The sequence below is a fragment of the Vibrio casei genome, from assembly GCF_002218025.2.
Lineage (GTDB): Bacteria > Pseudomonadota > Gammaproteobacteria > Enterobacterales > Vibrionaceae > Vibrio > Vibrio casei.
In genome coordinates this window covers 1,143,570-1,159,886 of the sequence record NZ_AP018681.1, presented here as the reverse complement: position 1 = coordinate 1,159,886, position 16,317 = coordinate 1,143,570, and the positions used below count along the sequence as shown (strand labels likewise).

16 protein-coding genes are annotated in these 16,317 nt (G+C 40.2%); 5 read left to right on the top strand and 11 right to left on the bottom strand.

From position 1 onward, the window contains the following. Positions 1–105: 105 nt before the first annotated feature. Positions 106–2,049, bottom strand: a complete 1,944-nt coding sequence (locus VCASEI_RS18285) for a ligand-gated channel protein (RefSeq protein ID WP_086960037.1) — start codon at positions 2,047–2,049, stop codon at positions 106–108. Positions 2,050–2,160: 111 nt separating this feature from the next. Here VCASEI_RS18285 and VCASEI_RS18280 point away from each other — a divergent pair, with 111 nt between their 5' ends. Then, positions 2,161–3,117 (top strand): LysR family transcriptional regulator, encoded by a 957-nt coding sequence (locus tag VCASEI_RS18280; protein ID WP_086960038.1) that lies wholly within the window; start codon positions 2,161–2,163, stop codon positions 3,115–3,117. Between the two features lie 120 nt (positions 3,118–3,237). Here the strand turns inward: VCASEI_RS18280 and vctC are convergent, their stop codons facing one another. The 4 genes from vctC to VCASEI_RS18260 are packed head-to-tail and all read right to left on the bottom strand — an operon-like array spanning position 3,238 to position 6,861. Then, positions 3,238–3,996 (bottom strand): iron chelate ABC transporter ATP-binding protein VctC, encoded by a 759-nt coding sequence (gene vctC, locus VCASEI_RS18275; protein ID WP_086960039.1) that lies wholly within the window; start codon positions 3,994–3,996, stop codon positions 3,238–3,240. A 5-nt stretch (positions 3,997–4,001) separates the two neighbouring features. Beyond that, the gene (locus VCASEI_RS18270; RefSeq protein WP_086960040.1) at positions 4,002–4,967 is read right to left on the bottom strand and encodes an iron chelate uptake ABC transporter family permease subunit; all 966 of its coding nucleotides are present in this window, start codon (positions 4,965–4,967) and stop codon (positions 4,002–4,004) included. Next, the gene (gene vctD, locus VCASEI_RS18265; RefSeq protein ID WP_086960041.1) at positions 4,957–5,895 is read right to left on the bottom strand and encodes an iron chelate uptake ABC transporter permease subunit VctD; all 939 of its coding nucleotides are present in this window, start codon (positions 5,893–5,895) and stop codon (positions 4,957–4,959) included. The genes VCASEI_RS18270 and vctD overlap by 11 nt, the downstream gene beginning before the upstream one ends. Before the next feature lie 21 nt (positions 5,896–5,916). Further along, a complete protein-coding gene (locus VCASEI_RS18260; protein WP_086960042.1) occupies positions 5,917–6,861 on the bottom strand; it encodes a siderophore ABC transporter substrate-binding protein in 945 nt (314 codons plus the stop codon). 260 nt (positions 6,862–7,121) lie between these two features. Between VCASEI_RS18260 and VCASEI_RS18255 the strand changes: the two genes are divergently transcribed. Continuing rightward, complete coding sequence (locus VCASEI_RS18255; protein WP_086960043.1) at positions 7,122–7,565, top strand: YtoQ family protein; 444 nt, start codon at positions 7,122–7,124, stop codon at positions 7,563–7,565. A gap of 48 nt (positions 7,566–7,613) precedes the next feature. Here VCASEI_RS18255 and VCASEI_RS18250 read toward each other — a convergent pair whose 3' ends face one another. Then, positions 7,614–8,018: a VOC family protein gene (locus VCASEI_RS18250; RefSeq protein ID WP_086960044.1), complete on the bottom strand. Its 405-nt coding sequence runs from the start codon at positions 8,016–8,018 to the stop codon at positions 7,614–7,616. Between the two features lie 118 nt (positions 8,019–8,136). Here VCASEI_RS18250 and VCASEI_RS18245 point away from each other — a divergent pair, with 118 nt between their 5' ends. Then, positions 8,137–8,445: a putative quinol monooxygenase gene (locus tag VCASEI_RS18245; protein WP_086960045.1), complete on the top strand. Its 309-nt coding sequence runs from the start codon at positions 8,137–8,139 to the stop codon at positions 8,443–8,445. Between the two features lie 149 nt (positions 8,446–8,594). On the opposite strand, the gene VCASEI_RS18240 is transcribed toward VCASEI_RS18245, so the two are convergent. The 3 genes from VCASEI_RS18240 to VCASEI_RS18230 all read right to left on the bottom strand — a co-directional run bounded on the left by VCASEI_RS18240 (position 8,595) and on the right by VCASEI_RS18230 (position 11,557). Beyond that, positions 8,595–9,881: a TRAP transporter large permease gene (locus tag VCASEI_RS18240; protein ID WP_086960046.1), complete on the bottom strand. Its 1,287-nt coding sequence runs from the start codon at positions 9,879–9,881 to the stop codon at positions 8,595–8,597. Between the two features lie 11 nt (positions 9,882–9,892). Next, positions 9,893–10,468, bottom strand: coding sequence for a TRAP transporter small permease (locus tag VCASEI_RS18235; protein WP_086960047.1), 576 nt, complete (start codon positions 10,466–10,468; stop codon positions 9,893–9,895). A gap of 69 nt (positions 10,469–10,537) precedes the next feature. Beyond that, positions 10,538–11,557, bottom strand: coding sequence for a TRAP transporter substrate-binding protein (locus VCASEI_RS18230; RefSeq protein WP_086960048.1), 1,020 nt, complete (start codon positions 11,555–11,557; stop codon positions 10,538–10,540). 822 nt (positions 11,558–12,379) lie between these two features. Between VCASEI_RS18230 and VCASEI_RS18225 the strand changes: the two genes are divergently transcribed. Beyond that, positions 12,380–13,921, top strand: coding sequence for a GGDEF domain-containing protein (locus tag VCASEI_RS18225; protein WP_086960049.1), 1,542 nt, complete (start codon positions 12,380–12,382; stop codon positions 13,919–13,921). 59 nt (positions 13,922–13,980) lie between these two features. Here VCASEI_RS18225 and VCASEI_RS18220 read toward each other — a convergent pair whose 3' ends face one another. Next, positions 13,981–14,427 (bottom strand): MarR family winged helix-turn-helix transcriptional regulator, encoded by a 447-nt coding sequence (locus VCASEI_RS18220; protein ID WP_086960050.1) that lies wholly within the window; start codon positions 14,425–14,427, stop codon positions 13,981–13,983. 135 nt (positions 14,428–14,562) lie between these two features. On the opposite strand from VCASEI_RS18220, the gene VCASEI_RS18215 reads away from it, so the two are divergent. Then, the gene (locus VCASEI_RS18215) at positions 14,563–14,991 is read left to right on the top strand and encodes an organic hydroperoxide resistance protein (RefSeq protein ID WP_086960051.1); all 429 of its coding nucleotides are present in this window, start codon (positions 14,563–14,565) and stop codon (positions 14,989–14,991) included. Between the two features lie 176 nt (positions 14,992–15,167). Here the strand turns inward: VCASEI_RS18215 and VCASEI_RS18210 are convergent, their stop codons facing one another. Then, the gene (locus VCASEI_RS18210) at positions 15,168–16,250 is read right to left on the bottom strand and encodes an ABC transporter substrate-binding protein (protein ID WP_086960052.1); all 1,083 of its coding nucleotides are present in this window, start codon (positions 16,248–16,250) and stop codon (positions 15,168–15,170) included. Positions 16,251–16,317: the final 67 nt, after the last annotated feature.

Here is a 16,317-nt window from a genome sequence, read left to right as displayed (position 1 = left end):
ATTCACGCTAATGTAATCCTCAAAAAAGCGCCAATTAAGCTTATTGATTGGCGCAATTTCACGAGCATTATTTTGCCCTATTAACAGTAAAGTTTATTCACTCAATTAAAAGCCAACATTCATTCCTACCCAGTAACGACGGCCATCTTCTACATAGCCGTAATCATCGTAAGTGACTTCTTCATCCAGTAGGTTGTAAATGGCAGCATTCACCGAGACATTACCCGTTAACTGATAGCTGACGCCCATATCTAAGAAGGTATAAGACGGCGCTTCTAGGCTGCTAGACGATGGGCCACTGATCGGTTCCATCTCTTCACCATGATAAGTCACTTGTGTCCAAGCTTCTAAATCAGCGGTGGCTTGCCAAGAAAGATCGGTACTAAATAAGTGTTTTGGCAGTTGAACTAAAGGTTGGCCTTTGTAATCACCCGATTTTTGCTCAGAGTCATTAAAGGTGTAGCTGGCATTCCAGAATACACTTTCACCTAGCGGAGTGCCTAGAGCAAATTCGACCCCTTGTGTGGTTGCTTTGTCAATATTGACACGCTTGGTTGCTACACTGCCGCTGCTATTGATTGGGCCACAGCTTGGGCACTCTATGCGTGAAATTTTATCTTTAAAGTCATTGTGGAAAACCGTAACAGAAGAGCTTAAACCAAAGTCATTTTGGTAGTTTAAGCTGATTTCTTGGTTTACGGAGGTTTCAGGTTTTAGATCAGGATCGCCGTAAATATCACCGCCTCGGCTGCCTTGCGCCCAATCTGCGGATGTTTCACGTAACGTTGGGGCGCGGTAACCGGTTGATACTCCGCCTTTTAGAACCCAATTAGGCGTGATGCTCCATACACCATAAGCTCGCGGGCTGACATGGGTACCGTAGTTTTCATCGTCGTCCAAACGTGCACCAACTGTTAAGCTGAATGAATCGACGATAGCCCATTCATCTTCTAAAAAGAATGCGTAACGATAGCTATCCAATTCAGTTAAATCGGACGCACTATTGGATGTGTAATCTTCTAATTTTTCATAAGTATATTCGAAACCTGATGTCAAAGTATGAGAATAAATTGGGGTGACAAGGCTGGTTTTGAACACGGTGTTCATGCTTTCCATTTCTCGGGTTTTGTTTTCCGAGTCTTCATATTGTAGGTAAGTATTGGATTGCCCAATGGCTCCCCAATTACCATCATGCGTGATGGCATAATTGGTACGCTTATATTCGTCTAAAGTATCTTCACAAGTGCCTCGGCAGCCACTGGTGGCGACCGATTTTCCAACCGTACCTGCGCGTGATTGTTCGCTTATTCCTGCTTCTAGTGAAATATCATGATTTTCATTCAGTTGGTAAGTTAGCTTTGAATTGAAGCTATTGAGATCTTTATCTTCATAGCCATTGGTAATGTCATCCTCATCACGAACGGTGGTTTGGCCATTAAATTGCGCGGTTAGCTTTTCGGTTAGCGGGCCGGTGGCAAAGAAGTTGGCACTGCGTTCATCGCCAGATTTACGGCTTTCTTGAATGGTCGTACCCACTTGAACATTACCATGCCACTGCTGAGCATCTTTACGGGTGATCACGTTAATCACACCACCAATGGCATCGGAGCCATAAAGGGTCGACATTGGGCCACGAATCACTTCGATACGTTCAATGGCTTCTATCGGTGGCAGCCAACCTGCTTCGATACCTGGGCCATCACTGTTTGGGCGAGTTTGACGAGAAGATTGACGTTTACCATCAACCAGAATCAAGGTATAGGCCGACCCCATGCCACGAATACTAATATCTTTATTGTCACCGCCACCAGTAATAGTGACACCGGGTACGGTCTTTAGTGCATCGGTTACATCACGGTAGTATTTGTTTTCTAACTCATCTCGCGTAATGACGCTGATACTGGCTGGCGCGGTAATTTCGGCTTGTTCAAAACCAGAAGCGGTGACCACCATGGTTTCGGTGGAAGATTTAGGCTGCGCGGCTTGCGTATTCGTCGCCAATAAAATAGATCCCGCTAAAATGGAAAGCGGTAAACGATAGGTAGACATTATTATTCCTTTAAATGATAATGATTCTTAAATTCATTCGCAATTATTCATAATTTCCGCTTATTGACTAGATCAATAGATGAAACAGGCTGTTCCAAAAATGGGATTGAGATGAAAACTGAACTTCAAGGCATACGAGCATTTGATGCATTAAGCCGCCACAGTAGTGTGACAGCAGCAGCAAAAGCGTTGAATCAACCTAAATCGACAATTAGCCGCCGATTGGCATTGTTGGAATCGGAACTTGGGCAAACATTATTTATTAAACAAGGTTCAAGATTAATACTCACGCGAGCAGGAAAAGTATTTGCGACGTATTGTGAGCGCTTACTTACCATGGCGGAAGAATCACAAAATGCCTTGCAATCATTAAAGCAAAGCATCAGTGGTGAGGTGACGTTATTGGCACCACAAAGTCTTGTGCGTGGTTGGTTAAGGTCAGAACTTCATCAGTTTTTAGATGATCATGCTCAAGTGAATATCCGTTTGTTTACCGAATCCCGAGATGATTATTTTGAACAAGAACCGGATATTGTGATATCGATTGGTGAAACTCAGCTACCCGGTATTTGGCGTAAACAGGTGATTGGTTACTGGCAATTAGGTTTGTATGCTAGCCCAGATTACTTAGGGAACCACCCAGCACTTTCGCACCCTCAACAGTTGAATTCTCATCAATGGTTACCATTTGATGGAGATAGAATGAATCGGATTTATTTAAATAGTTATGATCAACATTATGTGGTGATGCCTAAAATAAGCCGGTTAACCAGCGATAATATACTTTTGCAAATCGATTCTATGGCAAATGGTTATGGCATTGGGTTATTGCCAACGTGGATAGCCGACAATTATTCAAGGTCTCATCCGGGTAATTTACAGCGTTGTTTGCCCAACTGGTATGGGCAGCCTCAAGCGATTATTTGTTATTTTGGTAATGGGGTATTGCCATTAAGGGTACAAACCTTATTGCAAACCTTACAAAATAACGCCCCTAAAGAGTGGAATGTCGACGTTATGAACATAGCTCCAAATAAGAAAAGAGTGGCAACCACGACACCGTCATAGAGATTTACGCAATAACAATTTGCCTTCTCTTTTCCTTTCTTATTACGTGGAAGGAGAAGGCAATCAGTTTGATGGGAAACAAAAGATCATGAAAAAGAAAGAATCATGAAAAAGAAAGGATCATGAGAAATACAGGCACATTCGATTGCCATCAACTTCAATGACATTGAAAGGTGTCTCATAAATATCCGCCAATACCTGAGCGTCGATCACTTGCTCAACTCTGCCTTTTGCGACAATCTTGCCTTTCTTTAAGGCGATAATGGTGTCGGAATAGCAAGACGCAAAATTAATATCATGAATAACAATAACCACGGCTTTATTCAGCTCGTGAGCCAGGCGTCGAATGGTGCCCATGATTTGTAGCGAGTGTTTTATATCAAGGTTATTTAACGGCTCATCTAAGAAAACATAGTCGGTATCTTGTGCGATCACCATGGCAATAAAAGCCAGTTGGCGTTGACCCCCGCTCAATTCATCTAAGTATTGATATTGAATTGCTTTTAAATCGAGGTAATCAATGGCCTTGTCTATGACGTCATTATCTTCAGTTTTTAGGTTGCCTTGGCAGTAAGGAAAGCGGCCGAATGAAATCAGCTCTCTCACCGTAAAGCGTAAGGAAACCGTATTGGCTTGTCGAAGAACGGATAAGCGCTTTGCCAGTGCTTTGGTATCCCATTCGACTAATTCTTTACCATCTATCCATACCTCACCTTGGTCGCGTTTTAGTAAACGACCAGCCATTGACAGTAAGGTACTTTTTCCGGCGCCATTTGGCCCAATAATGGCGGTGACTTGCCCTTTGGCAAATTCAGCATCGGCATTTTGTACAACAGGGTGGTCCCCAAAGTATTTTGTGAGTTGTTTCAGTTCAATCATTAGGGTTACACCACTTTGTTTCGTAAGAGTAAGTATAAGAAATAGATGCCGCCAACAAAGTTGATGACCACGCTGAGGGTAGTTTCAAAACCGAAGGCTTTTTCGATAATCCATTGCCCGGTTAATAACGTTGCAATCGACATTACACCACAGCCAGTAAGTAAGTATTTGTGCTGATAGCTTTTTAACCATTCACGTGTGAGGTTGGTAATAAGCAGCCCAAAAAACATAATGGGCCCAATTAAGGCGGTGGAGATAGCAATCAGCACGGAAGACAGCAGCAACACTGTGCGTGTGGTGCGTTGAATGTCAACGCCTAGGCTGGTGGCATTATCTTGGTCGAGTAAATACACATCCAGAGTACGGTGTATTCTAAATAACCAAAAGATAACCAATAGCAAAACAGGCAACGTCCAATACACCAATTCAACATGAATGTTGTTGAAACTGGCAAACATATTGGCTTGTACCGTGGCAAATTCATCCGGATCCATCAACATGGTTAGAAAGGATGAGCTGCTGTTAAAGAGTTGCCCAAAAATCACCCCCAGCAGTAAGAGTGAAATAATATTGCTTGCGGAATATCGAAAATAGAGCAGGAAAAGAATGAATGAAAAACCCATCATGAATAAAACGGATATTGAAAAATTCATGACAGGGTTAGTCATCATTATACTGAGCCCACCAAAAAGGCTGACCACTAACACTTGAATCAATAAGTATAAGGCATCAAAACCCATAATGCTTGGCGTTAAAATTCGGTTATTGGTTATCGTTTGAAAGCAAAAAGAGGCGATGCCAATTGAAAAGCCAGAAACAATGATGGCCAGGACTTTTGGGATTCGGCGAGACAAGAAATACTCGTAATTATCCGCGGTTAACCCATAGCCAATAAACAGAGCGGCCATCACGAGGCTAAGAAGAAGCATAGCGATAATTTTGTGTTTATCTCCGAAGCACTTACCGTTCATGTTTCATCCCTTTTAAAACGAAAAAAATAAAGACACCACCACCAAGTAAGCTGATCACCATTGAAATCGGCACTTCATAAGGGAAGATAATGAGTCGTCCTACTAAGTCACAGGCGAGTACAAGAATGGCGCCTAATATTGCGGTACGAGGGATATTTTTACGTAAGTTGTCACCGTAAAAGCGGTTGACTAAGTTTGGAACAATTAACCCTAAGAAGGGCAGTTGGCCGACAATCATGACCACTGAGGCTGACATGATCGATACCAATGCCACACCGATTATCATCACTTGCTGGTAGTTAAGGCCAAGATTAATGGCAAAGTCTTTCCCCATCCCAACGGCGGAAATTCGAGTGGCGTATAAGTAACTGAAAATGGCGACAGGCACTGCGATGTAAAGTAATTCGTAATTGCCGGCAAGAATATTGGCAAAATTGGCGACAGCCCAGCCAGATAAGTTTTGTAATGCGTCATATTTATACGCAATGAAGGTTGCCATTGAAGAAACAATATTACCAAAAATAATCCCAATTAAAGGGACAAAGACAGCATTTTTAAATTGAATTCTTTGAATTAAGTGGACAAAAAATAGGGTACCAATCATTGCGGTAGCAAAAATCAGCCACAGCTGATCGCCGTTACCAAAAAACACCAAACTGAGCACAAATCCGAGCATTGAGCATTCAATCGTTCCAGAAGTTGAAGGCGCTGCAAATCGGTTCTGGCTAATTTGTTGCATGATAAGGCCTGCAATACTCAGTCCGCTTCCTGCGAGTAAAATGGCAAATAGCCGAGGAATTCGACTGGTTACGAATAATTGCCAAGCATTGGCATCACCGCCTAAAAGGTGGGATAACGAAACGTTACCCACCCCAATAAACAGTGAAGACAGACTCAGGCAGACTAAAACAAACAGCAATTTAGTCACAACAACCTCTAAGTCTGATGATTAATTTTTCGTTAACGATTCAATGTCTTCAATCATGGTTTCTGTCGCGGTAATGCCTGAGCTTGCGACGTACCATGCTGGAATATCAAGATAAATCATACGATTATTTTTATAAGCACTGGTTGATTTGACTAAGTCATTATCAAAATCTTGACGCGTTGTACTTTTATTTTTATTGACTAATTTATCACGGTCTAAAATGAGAAGGGTTGATGGGTTTTCTTGGCTCACCAATTCATAAGAAACTAATTGACCATGACCACCTGTTTTTTCTGATTTGTTATCTTTTACTTCAATAGTTGGTTTAAACCCAAAATCTTTGTAGAGGATAGAAAAGCGAGAACCTTCACCAAACGAAGTCACATTACCACCAGAGCTCATTAGCATGAGTGCATCTAAATTGTGTTCTTGGTTATAAGACTTTATCGCTGAAAAGCGTTGATTGAGTGCTTCAATTTTTTGATTTACAAAGTCTTGCTTATCAAAAATTTCACCAAGATCATGCCAAAGTGCTTGAGTGTGCTCCCAGTAATCGGTGCCATTTTTGACAGCAAAGACAAAAGTAGGGGCGATTTTAGACAGCTCTTTGAAATGTTTTGAACTACGAGGGCCGACAATAATTAAATCAGGCTTTTGAGTATAGATGGATTCAAAGTTAGGTTCAAAAATGGTTCCAGCAGAAGGATAACTTTGATCATCATATTGAGCAAGGTATGGTGGGAATACGACGCCTTTAGAGACGGCTACCGGTTTGACGCCCAATGCGTTAACGGCATCTAATGCGCCTACACCGATAACAACCACTCGCTTCGGAGAGGTTTCTATTGTCGTTGAACCCATGATGTGATCCAGCGTAATTGATTTTGCCATCGCCGGTAAAGAGGTTGCTAAGCTTGAACCAATTAAAGTGGCTGCGATAAAACCGAGTTTGATAAGGGGCTTCATGTTTCTTCTCTCCATGTAATCGATAATTATTATCATTGCGATTACTATATGTATTTCGATGTATAAATCAATGATTCAAATGTAAAGATACGAAAAGATTGAAAATATAATGATTTGGAACAAATGTGTTCTGTGAACTGTCGTTAGTTATCATAAATAGAACAGGTCTATTTTATACAAATGAGTGCAATTAAATTAAATTTTGTGTACAATTTTACTGGTTTTATAATCATTCTAGTTGATAGAAATAAGGAGTAATGATGGCATGGAGTGTTTATCTTTCAGGTGAAATTCATACTGATTGGCGCGAAAAAATTATCCAAGGCTGTAAAGAAAAAGGTTTAGACATCGTTTTTACTTCCGCTGTGACCGATCATGAAAGTAGTGATGCGGCAGGCGATGGTTTAGGCGTCGGAGATACCTCTTTTTGGCGAGATCATCAATCCGCGAAGATCAATGCGATTCGAATTCAGAATCAGATAAAAAAATGCGATATTGCGATTATCCGTTTTGGCGATAAATACAAACAGTGGAATGCAGCATTCGATGCTGGTTATTGTGCGGCTTTAGATAAGCCATATATTACTTTGCATGCGGAAGATATTATTCACCCACTTAAAGAAGTGGATGCAAGTGCTCAGGCTTGGGCAAGAAATACTAGTCAAGTTATTGAAATATTAGATTATGTTTTAAATAAATCTTAAGGGTAAGGTTGATTGCTCTAGGGTAGAACGATAGAGTTTCAATGGTAGTTATTGCCATTTCTGCCCTGATATTTCTGGATGATACAAAGGCTGGACAACATTGCCAGCGGGATCTATGCAGTGGAAGCTTCTGGCGCCGTCACTGTGATCGTGTGGCGTATCTAATAATGGCACACCTTGTGATTGGAGATATTCAAACCAGTGTTGCAGTTCTTGTTTCGAATCAACAATAAATCCGAAGTGATCGAACGATTGGTTTTGATTGTTCTGCGGACTATTGGCTCTTCCTAGTGATAAATTGTCATTGCCACAGCTAAGATAGACTAAATTCTCATTGGCTTTTCTGACGATCGTCATACCCATAATATCATGATAAAAATGAAGGCATTCTTCAAATGGATAAACAGTTAAGGCTAAATGTCTTAGCCCATTTAAGGCTTTTGGTCTTTGCATTATGTTTACTTCTGATTTTTTATTGTGTTATTTAATGTATACAATATTGATCATAAAGTATTATAAGTCTAGTCTGAGTTGAATTATTGGGTAATAAATCATCAAAAAGGGAAATAATGTGTTTACTATTTTTGTCAAAAATGAAGTGAAAAATGGTTGTCGTGAGCAATATTTATCGATTATGAAAAACAACGCAAAAGCTTCTATAAGGGATGAAAAGGGCTGTATAGTTTTTGATGTATTGGTCGATCAAGAGAACGATCATACTTTCTATTTATATGAAATATATAACGATGAAACAGCATTAGCTCAACATAAACAAATGCCCCATTATCTTGAAAGCCGAAATTTGCTTGGTGATATGGTTGAACGTGTCTCTGTTATTCGTTGTGATGTGGTGGGCCGTTATGCTTCTAATTTGCAATGAATATGAAGGTTTGACTTTCTAAGTGAATGATTTTCATAAAAAGGTTAAGTACTAAAAAGGCAGCCGTCATATATGGACTGCCTTTATCTCATCCCTTAAGGAAGGACATACCCAAGTGATTTGGGTAATAAGGGTAAGTGATCATCATCTTAATCCGCAAAGGCGATATCTCTTAACAATAGCGCGATACTTGGAAAAAATATTAGTAATGCTGCGGAAAGTAACAGGATGAGGATAAAAGGTCCGGTTCCTCTTATTACTTCCCAATAAGGACGCTTAAAGATCGCAATGGCGGTAAATATGTCACAGCCAAACGGTGGGGTAGCCGACCCAATCGCGACTTGTAGAGTGATTATGATACCCACGTGTACGGGATCAAGCCCTGTGGCCGTAATCGCGGGGGCAAAGATCGGCGTTAAGACCAAGATTACGACGATGGGATCAACAAACATACAGGCGACAAAAAAAGCGATCGAAATCGAGGCTAGCACACCTAAGGGGCCCATCTGATCGATACCAATGGCATCTAAAATGGTTTGTGGTATCTGTGCAAATGAAATAATCCATGAAAAACCATTCCCCACTCCGACCAAAATAAAGACCACTGCGGTAATCAACCCAGTGGATTTAGCAATCACGTAGATATCTTGGCTGTTGAGTGAACGGAAGACGCCAAACTCTAAAATGATGGCGTAGAGCACGCAAATGGCAGCCGCTTCCGTTGGGCTAAATACTCCACCATAAATACCGCCAACGATAATAATTGGAAACATGAGTGGCCAAATGGCCCGTTTAGAGGCAGTGATCCTTTCACTCCAGCTTGCTTTTTCTTCGGTAGGGACTTTTTTAATGGTTGCGTAGATGTAGCAGTAGATGGAGAAGAACAGCAATATCATTAGCCCAGGGCCAATACCGGCAATAAAGAGCTCGGCAATCGAGGTTTCAGAGATCACCCCGTAGATAATCATGCCAATGCTCGGTGGGATCAAAAAGGCAATATCACTTGCATTAATAATAAGTGCTAAAGAAAAAGAGTCGCTATAACCTGCCTTTAATAACTTCGGTCGTAGCGCTGAACCGACGGCCACCACGGTAGCTTGGGTGGAACCAGACACGGCGCCAAATAGGGTACAAGAGGTCGCGGTACTGATGGCTAACCCGCCTTTGATGTGGCCAATGAACGTCATTACCATGTTGATCAAACGGTTGGCAGATTGACCGCGAGTCATGATATCGGCGGCGAGGATAAACATAGGAACTGCAATTAAAGATGCGGGGCGAATCCCACCGAGAACCTGCTGGATGAAAGTATCCATTTGGCTCATACCGCCAAACATCATGTAAAAACCAGTCAGTGCTGCGACCGTGAGAGGGATCATCATTGGGAAGCCAATAAGCAGCAATACCAGCATGATGAGCATTAAGGTTAATGCCATAATGAAAGCCTTTATAGATCGTGTTTATGGTCAGCGTAGCCATCGACGACCCCGCTTGATAAATAAACTTTTTCACTGGTTAAGTTTTTATACGCAGTGAGAAAGTATTGAATGCCAGTGATGGTGAAACCGAGGGGAACCCATATATAAATCCACCAGATTTCAACGCCTAGTGCGGGTAAAATTCGGCCTCGTTCATAAACGCTCACAATGTATTGAAAAGAGAAGTAGGCCAGTATTAACATAATGATTGCGGTGATGATTGAAACCAGAATCATGACAAATTTACGTCCTTTATCAGGCAACATATCGAAAAAAGCAGACATGCGAATGTGTCTACCAAGGCGGGCGGCATAACCAATCCCTGCAAAAGTAATTAATATAATTAGGATGCGGTTAATTTCGCCGGAGAAAAATAACCCTTCTCCAAAAACAAAACGGGCGACAACGTTAATACAAGTATTTAATGCCATTAATAAAACACCTACCGCTAACATCACGGCTTCGATTTTACTGAGGAAATTATCTATATTACCTAAAATACCAGGCAATTCGGAGTGATAGTCTAGCCTATCGGAATTGGGCATAGTGCTTCCTTTCAACAAAGAGCATCGAATATCGTTATCGGTAATCGATGCTCAATCCTACATTGATGATTATTGTGAAGCTTTTAGATCAGCCTTGAATTGGTCTAATAAGGCTTTACCGCTATCGCCAGTCATTTCAATAAACGTTTTCTCTACTTGAGGCGCTCTTTCTTTAAACTTAGCCAGTTGTTCATCGGTTAAACGAGTTACAGTGACTTTATCGCTCTTCTCTTGAATTTGTTTTAGAGATTTAGCGGCTAGGCCTGTGATGTGTTTGATCGTTGTTTTATAAGCGGAGTCAGAGGCTTTTTGGATCAGTGCTTTATCTTCATCAGACAAACCATCATAGAACTCTTTGTTCGCCATAGAAGCGGTGGTAAACCAACCGTGGTGAGTGAAAATCAAGTTTGGCGAAACTTCATAAAGGCCGCCAGATTCAATCCAAAAGATAGGGTTTTCTTGACCTTGAATCATATTGGTTTGGAGTGCTCCGTACACTTCTCCCCAAGGAAGCGGCGTAGGGGTTGCGCCAAATGCTTCATAGGTAGATGAAAGCAATGGATTGGTCATAACCCGAATTTTTTTGCCTTTTAGCTCTTCAGGTGATGTGACGGGTTCGTCGGTTGTCAGTACCATTTCGCCTTCTGGGTACATTTTCAATAGCTCTAAGCCTTGCTTGGCATAAAGTTTAGGGAAGTCTTCGTTAATGGCTTTACTGCTACCAAAAAATTTAATCACAGCTTGGATGTCAGTAGGCATGAGATAAGGAATAAAGAAAATTTGAGCCTCTGGGATCAAGGAACCCGTAAAACCGGGCGATTGATTTACAAACTGTAAGATGCCACTTTGTGTTTGTTCCATAATATCGTCAGATTCACCCAGCTCACCGAAGCGGTAAACTTTTAAGCTATGATCGGAATTATCTTCAATGTATTTTTTAAATTGTTGTGCGTAAACGTCCTGTACATCATTTTCATACTCTTCATGAGCATAACGCCAAGTATCAGCACTCGCGAAGCTTGAAAATCCAATACTGGCCGCGACACAAGATACGGTTGCAAGTTTCTTTAGGCTATTTCGAGTAAACATTGGTTCTCCTTTCCTTGGGATATAATCTTTATCAATCAATTATCTTTTCATAAACAATTTTCACTATAAACATCACGAGAATAAGTGACCTTAATCATCGTGATATTTGTCACATTTTTATTTGGGTTTATCGTCATAGGTTGATCTTGATAGCAAAAATTAACATTAAATTTGTCGTCTATTTCATCTTTAAATATGAAAATTGTTACGTTCTCTATGCTTTTTTGAGTTTTCTATATTATTGTTAATTTTTTTAAGTTATTGATTTATTGGTTTATTGTATTTTTTTGTGTCTTTATTAGTGAGTTTGTTGCTCAATAAAACTTAGAACACTATAGATAAAAATCAAGTGGGGATCGATGCAGCGATATCATATAAAAAAGGGTTTTGTTATTTTTGATGCATTAGCAATATTTCTATTTTTGGATTTTAATAAAAAATACATCTTCATTATTATTGTTTAATGGTAGGCATTAAGTCATTGTTATTTTTGACGATGAAGAGGGAGTATTGTGAATAATGTGTTCTAGGTTGTTGATATTTACGCTGGATTATTTTGTTTATTAAGTGGCTTTATGTGTATAAATAAGTCCATTTTTTTAAAATAACCCCAAATGGTCGAACTTACTTATGATTCTCTTATCTAATATTGCATTATTATCATGTTAGTTATCTTTATAATTAAAACTTAACCAGAGTAAATATAGATATAGAGTGATTTTTAACCTGAATGTATTTATCATATACATTCCCGAAGGTTATGTGTGACGGTGCGTTTGGGATACCCTCTTAGATTGAAAATATTATTCACGTGGTACCATAATGCTTATTCTTGATAACAGAACTCTGCTCGTTGTAATTGGCATGATTGCGATTGGTTCAGCTATTACGTTGACTTTTCTTTGGCGATCTCAAAAACAACGCAATGGTGTTGGCTATTGGGCTGCGGGCATGGTGATTTTAGCAATGGCTACATTTTTAGTATCACTGCGTGATGTTGTGCCTGATCTTACTTCTCTCATCCTAGCTAATTTATGCTATGTGTTTGGCTTTCAGCTTATTTTACGTGGTATTCGAATTTTTACAGAACGACCCCCTTTATTATTTTTTGATTATGGATCTTTGCCCATTGCGGCTTGTCTTTTTTATTATTTTTATTACATAGACAATAATCAAAGCGTTCGAATTTTGGTATTTTCCGCTGTTATTGTTTTTGTGTGCATGGCGATTGTTGTGACATTATTAACGGATCGAAATAAGGCTCAACGTTCGGCAGGGCATGCGGTTGCCATTGTTTTTGGTTTATTTGCTTTTCTGAATTTTATGCGTGGTTTAATGGCATTTTTATTCCCATCAGAACAGTCGGTTATTGAAGATAGTTTTTCGACTACCTTATTGTATTTAAGTGGCATTTTCTTTGTAGGTGGAATGGCAATTACGCTTATTTTACAAATGTATTCAATTTTAGAGTTAAGATTACGAACTGTATCATTAGCGGTAGAGCAATCCGCTTCTTCTATTGTGATCACCGATAATAGTGGCAATATTGAATATATTAACCCGGCGGCATTACATACGTCAGGGTATTTAAAAGATGAATTAATAGGAAAGAATCCAAGTATTTTCCGTTCAAATAAATTATCGCCTGATGTGTATGAAGAAATGTGGAGGCAGCTAAGAGAAGGGAATACTTGGCGCGGTGAGTTTCATAATTTTAAAAAGAATGGAGAAGGTTATTGGGAAGTGGCATCTATTGCCCCAGTGAAACAAGCTAATGGAAAAATTAGCCATTTCGTTGCGGTCAAAGAAGACATCACGTCGATTAAAGAAGCAAAGCAAAAAATTCATCACTTAGCTCACCATGATAGTTTAACTGGGCTACCAACAAGAGCATTAATGATGGAGCGATTAAATAGTGCCATCGCTGAGGCCGAAGAGCGTGGATGGCAAGTTGCGGTGTTATTTATTGATATTGATGGTTTCAAGGCCGTAAATGATACGTTCGGGCATGCTACTGGAGACAAATTACTTAAACAACTCACTAAAAACCTGTGTGCTTGTGTTCGCGATACCGATACGGTTGCTCGTATTGGTGGCGATGAGTTTATTGTGGTGTTAGAACATGTTTCAGACAATGTTGCGATTACTGTGATTGCTGAAAGAATGATTAAAGCGGTATCAGAAGCTTTTGATATTGATGGAATAGAAGTCAATGTTAGTGCAAGTATAGGAATTGCTTTATATCCTAAGGATGCCATTGATCCACATGATTTAATTAAAATGGCTGACCATGCTATGTATGGGGTGAAGAGAACGGGGAAAAATAATTTTGCTTTTGTCTCTAAAGAGAAAGTGGTTTTATGAGATCTAAGCTTATTTGTTTATGTTTATTTACTCAGTTTTATCTATTTAGGTTCATTTATTTAAGGCCTCTTAACCGACTCGGCATCGTGAATAACTTTATCGAGTAAGTGGATCAATTTCTCTGAATCTTCATGACTTAAGCTTGGGAATTGACAACGAATCGACTGAGGGATTGATGCTGCTTTGTTTTGTATTTTTTTGCCATCGTCTTGTAGTGTAACCAGCCGTTTACGGTTGTCTTTCCCATCTTTAATAATATTCAATAGGCCTTTATCACTCATTTTTTTGAGTATCTGAGTCATGGCGCTGCCATCGATAGCCGTTTTTTCTAATAGTTTGGTAATGCTAATGTTGTCTTGTTCCCACAAGGCCATCATTACGACATATTGTGGGTAAGTAAGATCTAGTTCAGACAGCATCTCACGGTAGGTTCGTGTGAGCGCGTTAGATGCCATGTATAAACGATGACAGATTTGGTTATCGAGTTTGAGTTGTGGATGTTTCATGTCTATTCTCTCGTAGTAATTAATCTTATTTTAATTTGCATGCAAATTATTTGCAATTATTGATGGTTCGTTCTAGTATTTTGCATGCAAAGTATTTTTTGTGACTCTACTCTCTAAACGAATAAGGAATCAATGATGAAAGAACTACAAAGTGTTGCTTATACCGCTAAAGCAACGGCAACAGGTGGACGTGAAGGCTCAGCAAAATCAGATGACGGCCGTTTAGATGTTGCACTTTCAACACCTAAAGGTTTAGGTGGTGATGATGGTCAAGGTACGAATCCAGAGCAATTATTTGCGGCAGGTTATGCGGCGTGTTTCATTGGCGCACTAAAATTAGTGGCAGGCCAAGAAAAAGTGGCATTACCAAAAGAGACTCATATTAATTCTGAAGTGTCTATTGGGCCAATTGAAGGTGGATTTGGTATTGCTGTGAAGCTGGAAGTGAATGTTGGTGATCTTGATAAAGCGACGGCTCAAGCACTAGTAAATAAAGCACATGAAGTTTGCCCATATTCAAATGCAACGCGTGGTAATATTGCGATTGAGCTGTCTGTCGCCTAGCAGATTAGAGATAAACATTGCTTCTTAAGGATAAACGCCGCTTCTTAGAGACTAATTCTGTTAGTGATAAAGCCTATTAGTAACAATGTATTAGTGACAAATGGTGTTTAGAATCAATAAAGCCTCACGTGATGAATATTCCCGTGAGGCTTTTTTATTCCTAATGCTTCAGTGTATTATTTAAGCTGCGTCATGAAAGTCCCTTGAGGGGTAATCGGAAGGTATTTTTTATAAAATGCTTGATAAGACTGTTTTGGGTTTAAGTCTTTAAACAAATCTGGGTACATCGCTTTGGCGTAAAACTCAATCATTGCCGCATCGATAATGGTTCGACAAGCGCCGTGATAGGCAGCATACATGCGGTTATTTTGTACCGCAGTAAGTGTCGACCAACCGTTACGCTGTTTGAATCCTTGCAGACGCTTTTTCGCGAGGTCTTCGCTCACACCTTCCCCCATAATCATTGCAGTATCAGTGCTGCCTGTTTCATAGCCAGTCATGACAATAATATCTGGGTTGCTGACTAAGATTTGTTCTGGGTTGAGTTTACCCCACCATTCAACATAAGGCGCGGAAATGTTATCGCCCCCGGCCATGGTTGAGATGGCACCCCACATGTTTTTACCAAAGGTATAACCAATTTCATTGATGCCTGACGCGCCATATTCAGTGTAAACCGTAGGTTTTGGTAAATTCGCTTGTTTTAAGCGGCTTTCGATAGTATCAACGGTCTTTTTATATTCCTGAGCAATGGTTTTCGCACGTTCGTTTTGACCTGTAATTTCACCAATCAGTAAGGTACTTTGCACATGACGTTCGACAGTTTGCGCATTGTAATCGACCACTACAACGGGAATGCCCGCTGCTTCGATTCGCTTAACTTCGCTTTCTAGTGCTTTGTATTGCCAATCGGCAAGCATCAATAAATCTGGATTTAAGCTGATCACTTTTTCAACGGAAAAGGTGTTGGTGTCTACTCGGCCAATTTCAGGAATCTTGTTTAAAGAAGGCACTGCTTTTACATACTCTTCCCAACTGGCAGCCCTTGCTTGCCAAATGTATTTCGACATACCAACTACGTGGTCATAGGCTTTCACTGTGCCAATTGCCATGTAATCCTCTGGATAGAAACCGACTATCACTCTTTTGGCGGGGGCATCAAACGTGACTTTGCGATCCAATACATCGGTCACGGTGGTGATGGCAGCTTGTGCCGTCACACTGATCGTGGCGAGTGCAATAAGAATATATTTCAACATGACTTTTTATAATTCCTTGTAATAGATAGGTCTATTTAGAGCGAAATGGTTTTCACAATTTGATACA

What these genes read in the sequence shown, in the direction of transcription:
- VCASEI_RS18285 (WP_086960037.1), bottom strand. Translation starts at nt 2,049, where the DNA reads ATGTCTACCTATCGTTTACCGCTTTCCATTTTAGCGGGATCTATTTTA.
- VCASEI_RS18280 (WP_086960038.1), top strand. Translation starts at nt 2,161, where the DNA reads ATGAAAACTGAACTTCAAGGCATACGAGCATTTGATGCATTAAGCCGC.
- vctC (WP_086960039.1), bottom strand. Translation starts at nt 3,996, where the DNA reads ATGATTGAACTGAAACAACTCACAAAATACTTTGGGGACCACCCTGTT.
- VCASEI_RS18270 (WP_086960040.1), bottom strand. Translation starts at nt 4,967, where the DNA reads ATGAACGGTAAGTGCTTCGGAGATAAACACAAAATTATCGCTATGCTT.
- VCASEI_RS18260 (WP_086960042.1), bottom strand. Translation starts at nt 6,861, where the DNA reads ATGAAGCCCCTTATCAAACTCGGTTTTATCGCAGCCACTTTAATTGGT.
- VCASEI_RS18255 (WP_086960043.1), top strand. Translation starts at nt 7,122, where the DNA reads ATGGCATGGAGTGTTTATCTTTCAGGTGAAATTCATACTGATTGGCGC.
- VCASEI_RS18250 (WP_086960044.1), bottom strand. Translation starts at nt 8,018, where the DNA reads ATGCAAAGACCAAAAGCCTTAAATGGGCTAAGACATTTAGCCTTAACT.
- VCASEI_RS18240 (WP_086960046.1), bottom strand. Translation starts at nt 9,881, where the DNA reads ATGGCATTAACCTTAATGCTCATCATGCTGGTATTGCTGCTTATTGGC.
- VCASEI_RS18235 (WP_086960047.1), bottom strand. Translation starts at nt 10,468, where the DNA reads ATGCCCAATTCCGATAGGCTAGACTATCACTCCGAATTGCCTGGTATT.
- VCASEI_RS18230 (WP_086960048.1), bottom strand. Translation starts at nt 11,557, where the DNA reads ATGTTTACTCGAAATAGCCTAAAGAAACTTGCAACCGTATCTTGTGTC.
- VCASEI_RS18225 (WP_086960049.1), top strand. Translation starts at nt 12,380, where the DNA reads ATGCTTATTCTTGATAACAGAACTCTGCTCGTTGTAATTGGCATGATT.
- VCASEI_RS18220 (WP_086960050.1), bottom strand. Translation starts at nt 14,427, where the DNA reads ATGAAACATCCACAACTCAAACTCGATAACCAAATCTGTCATCGTTTA.
- VCASEI_RS18215 (WP_086960051.1), top strand. Translation starts at nt 14,563, where the DNA reads ATGAAAGAACTACAAAGTGTTGCTTATACCGCTAAAGCAACGGCAACA.
- VCASEI_RS18210 (WP_086960052.1), bottom strand. Translation starts at nt 16,250, where the DNA reads ATGTTGAAATATATTCTTATTGCACTCGCCACGATCAGTGTGACGGCA.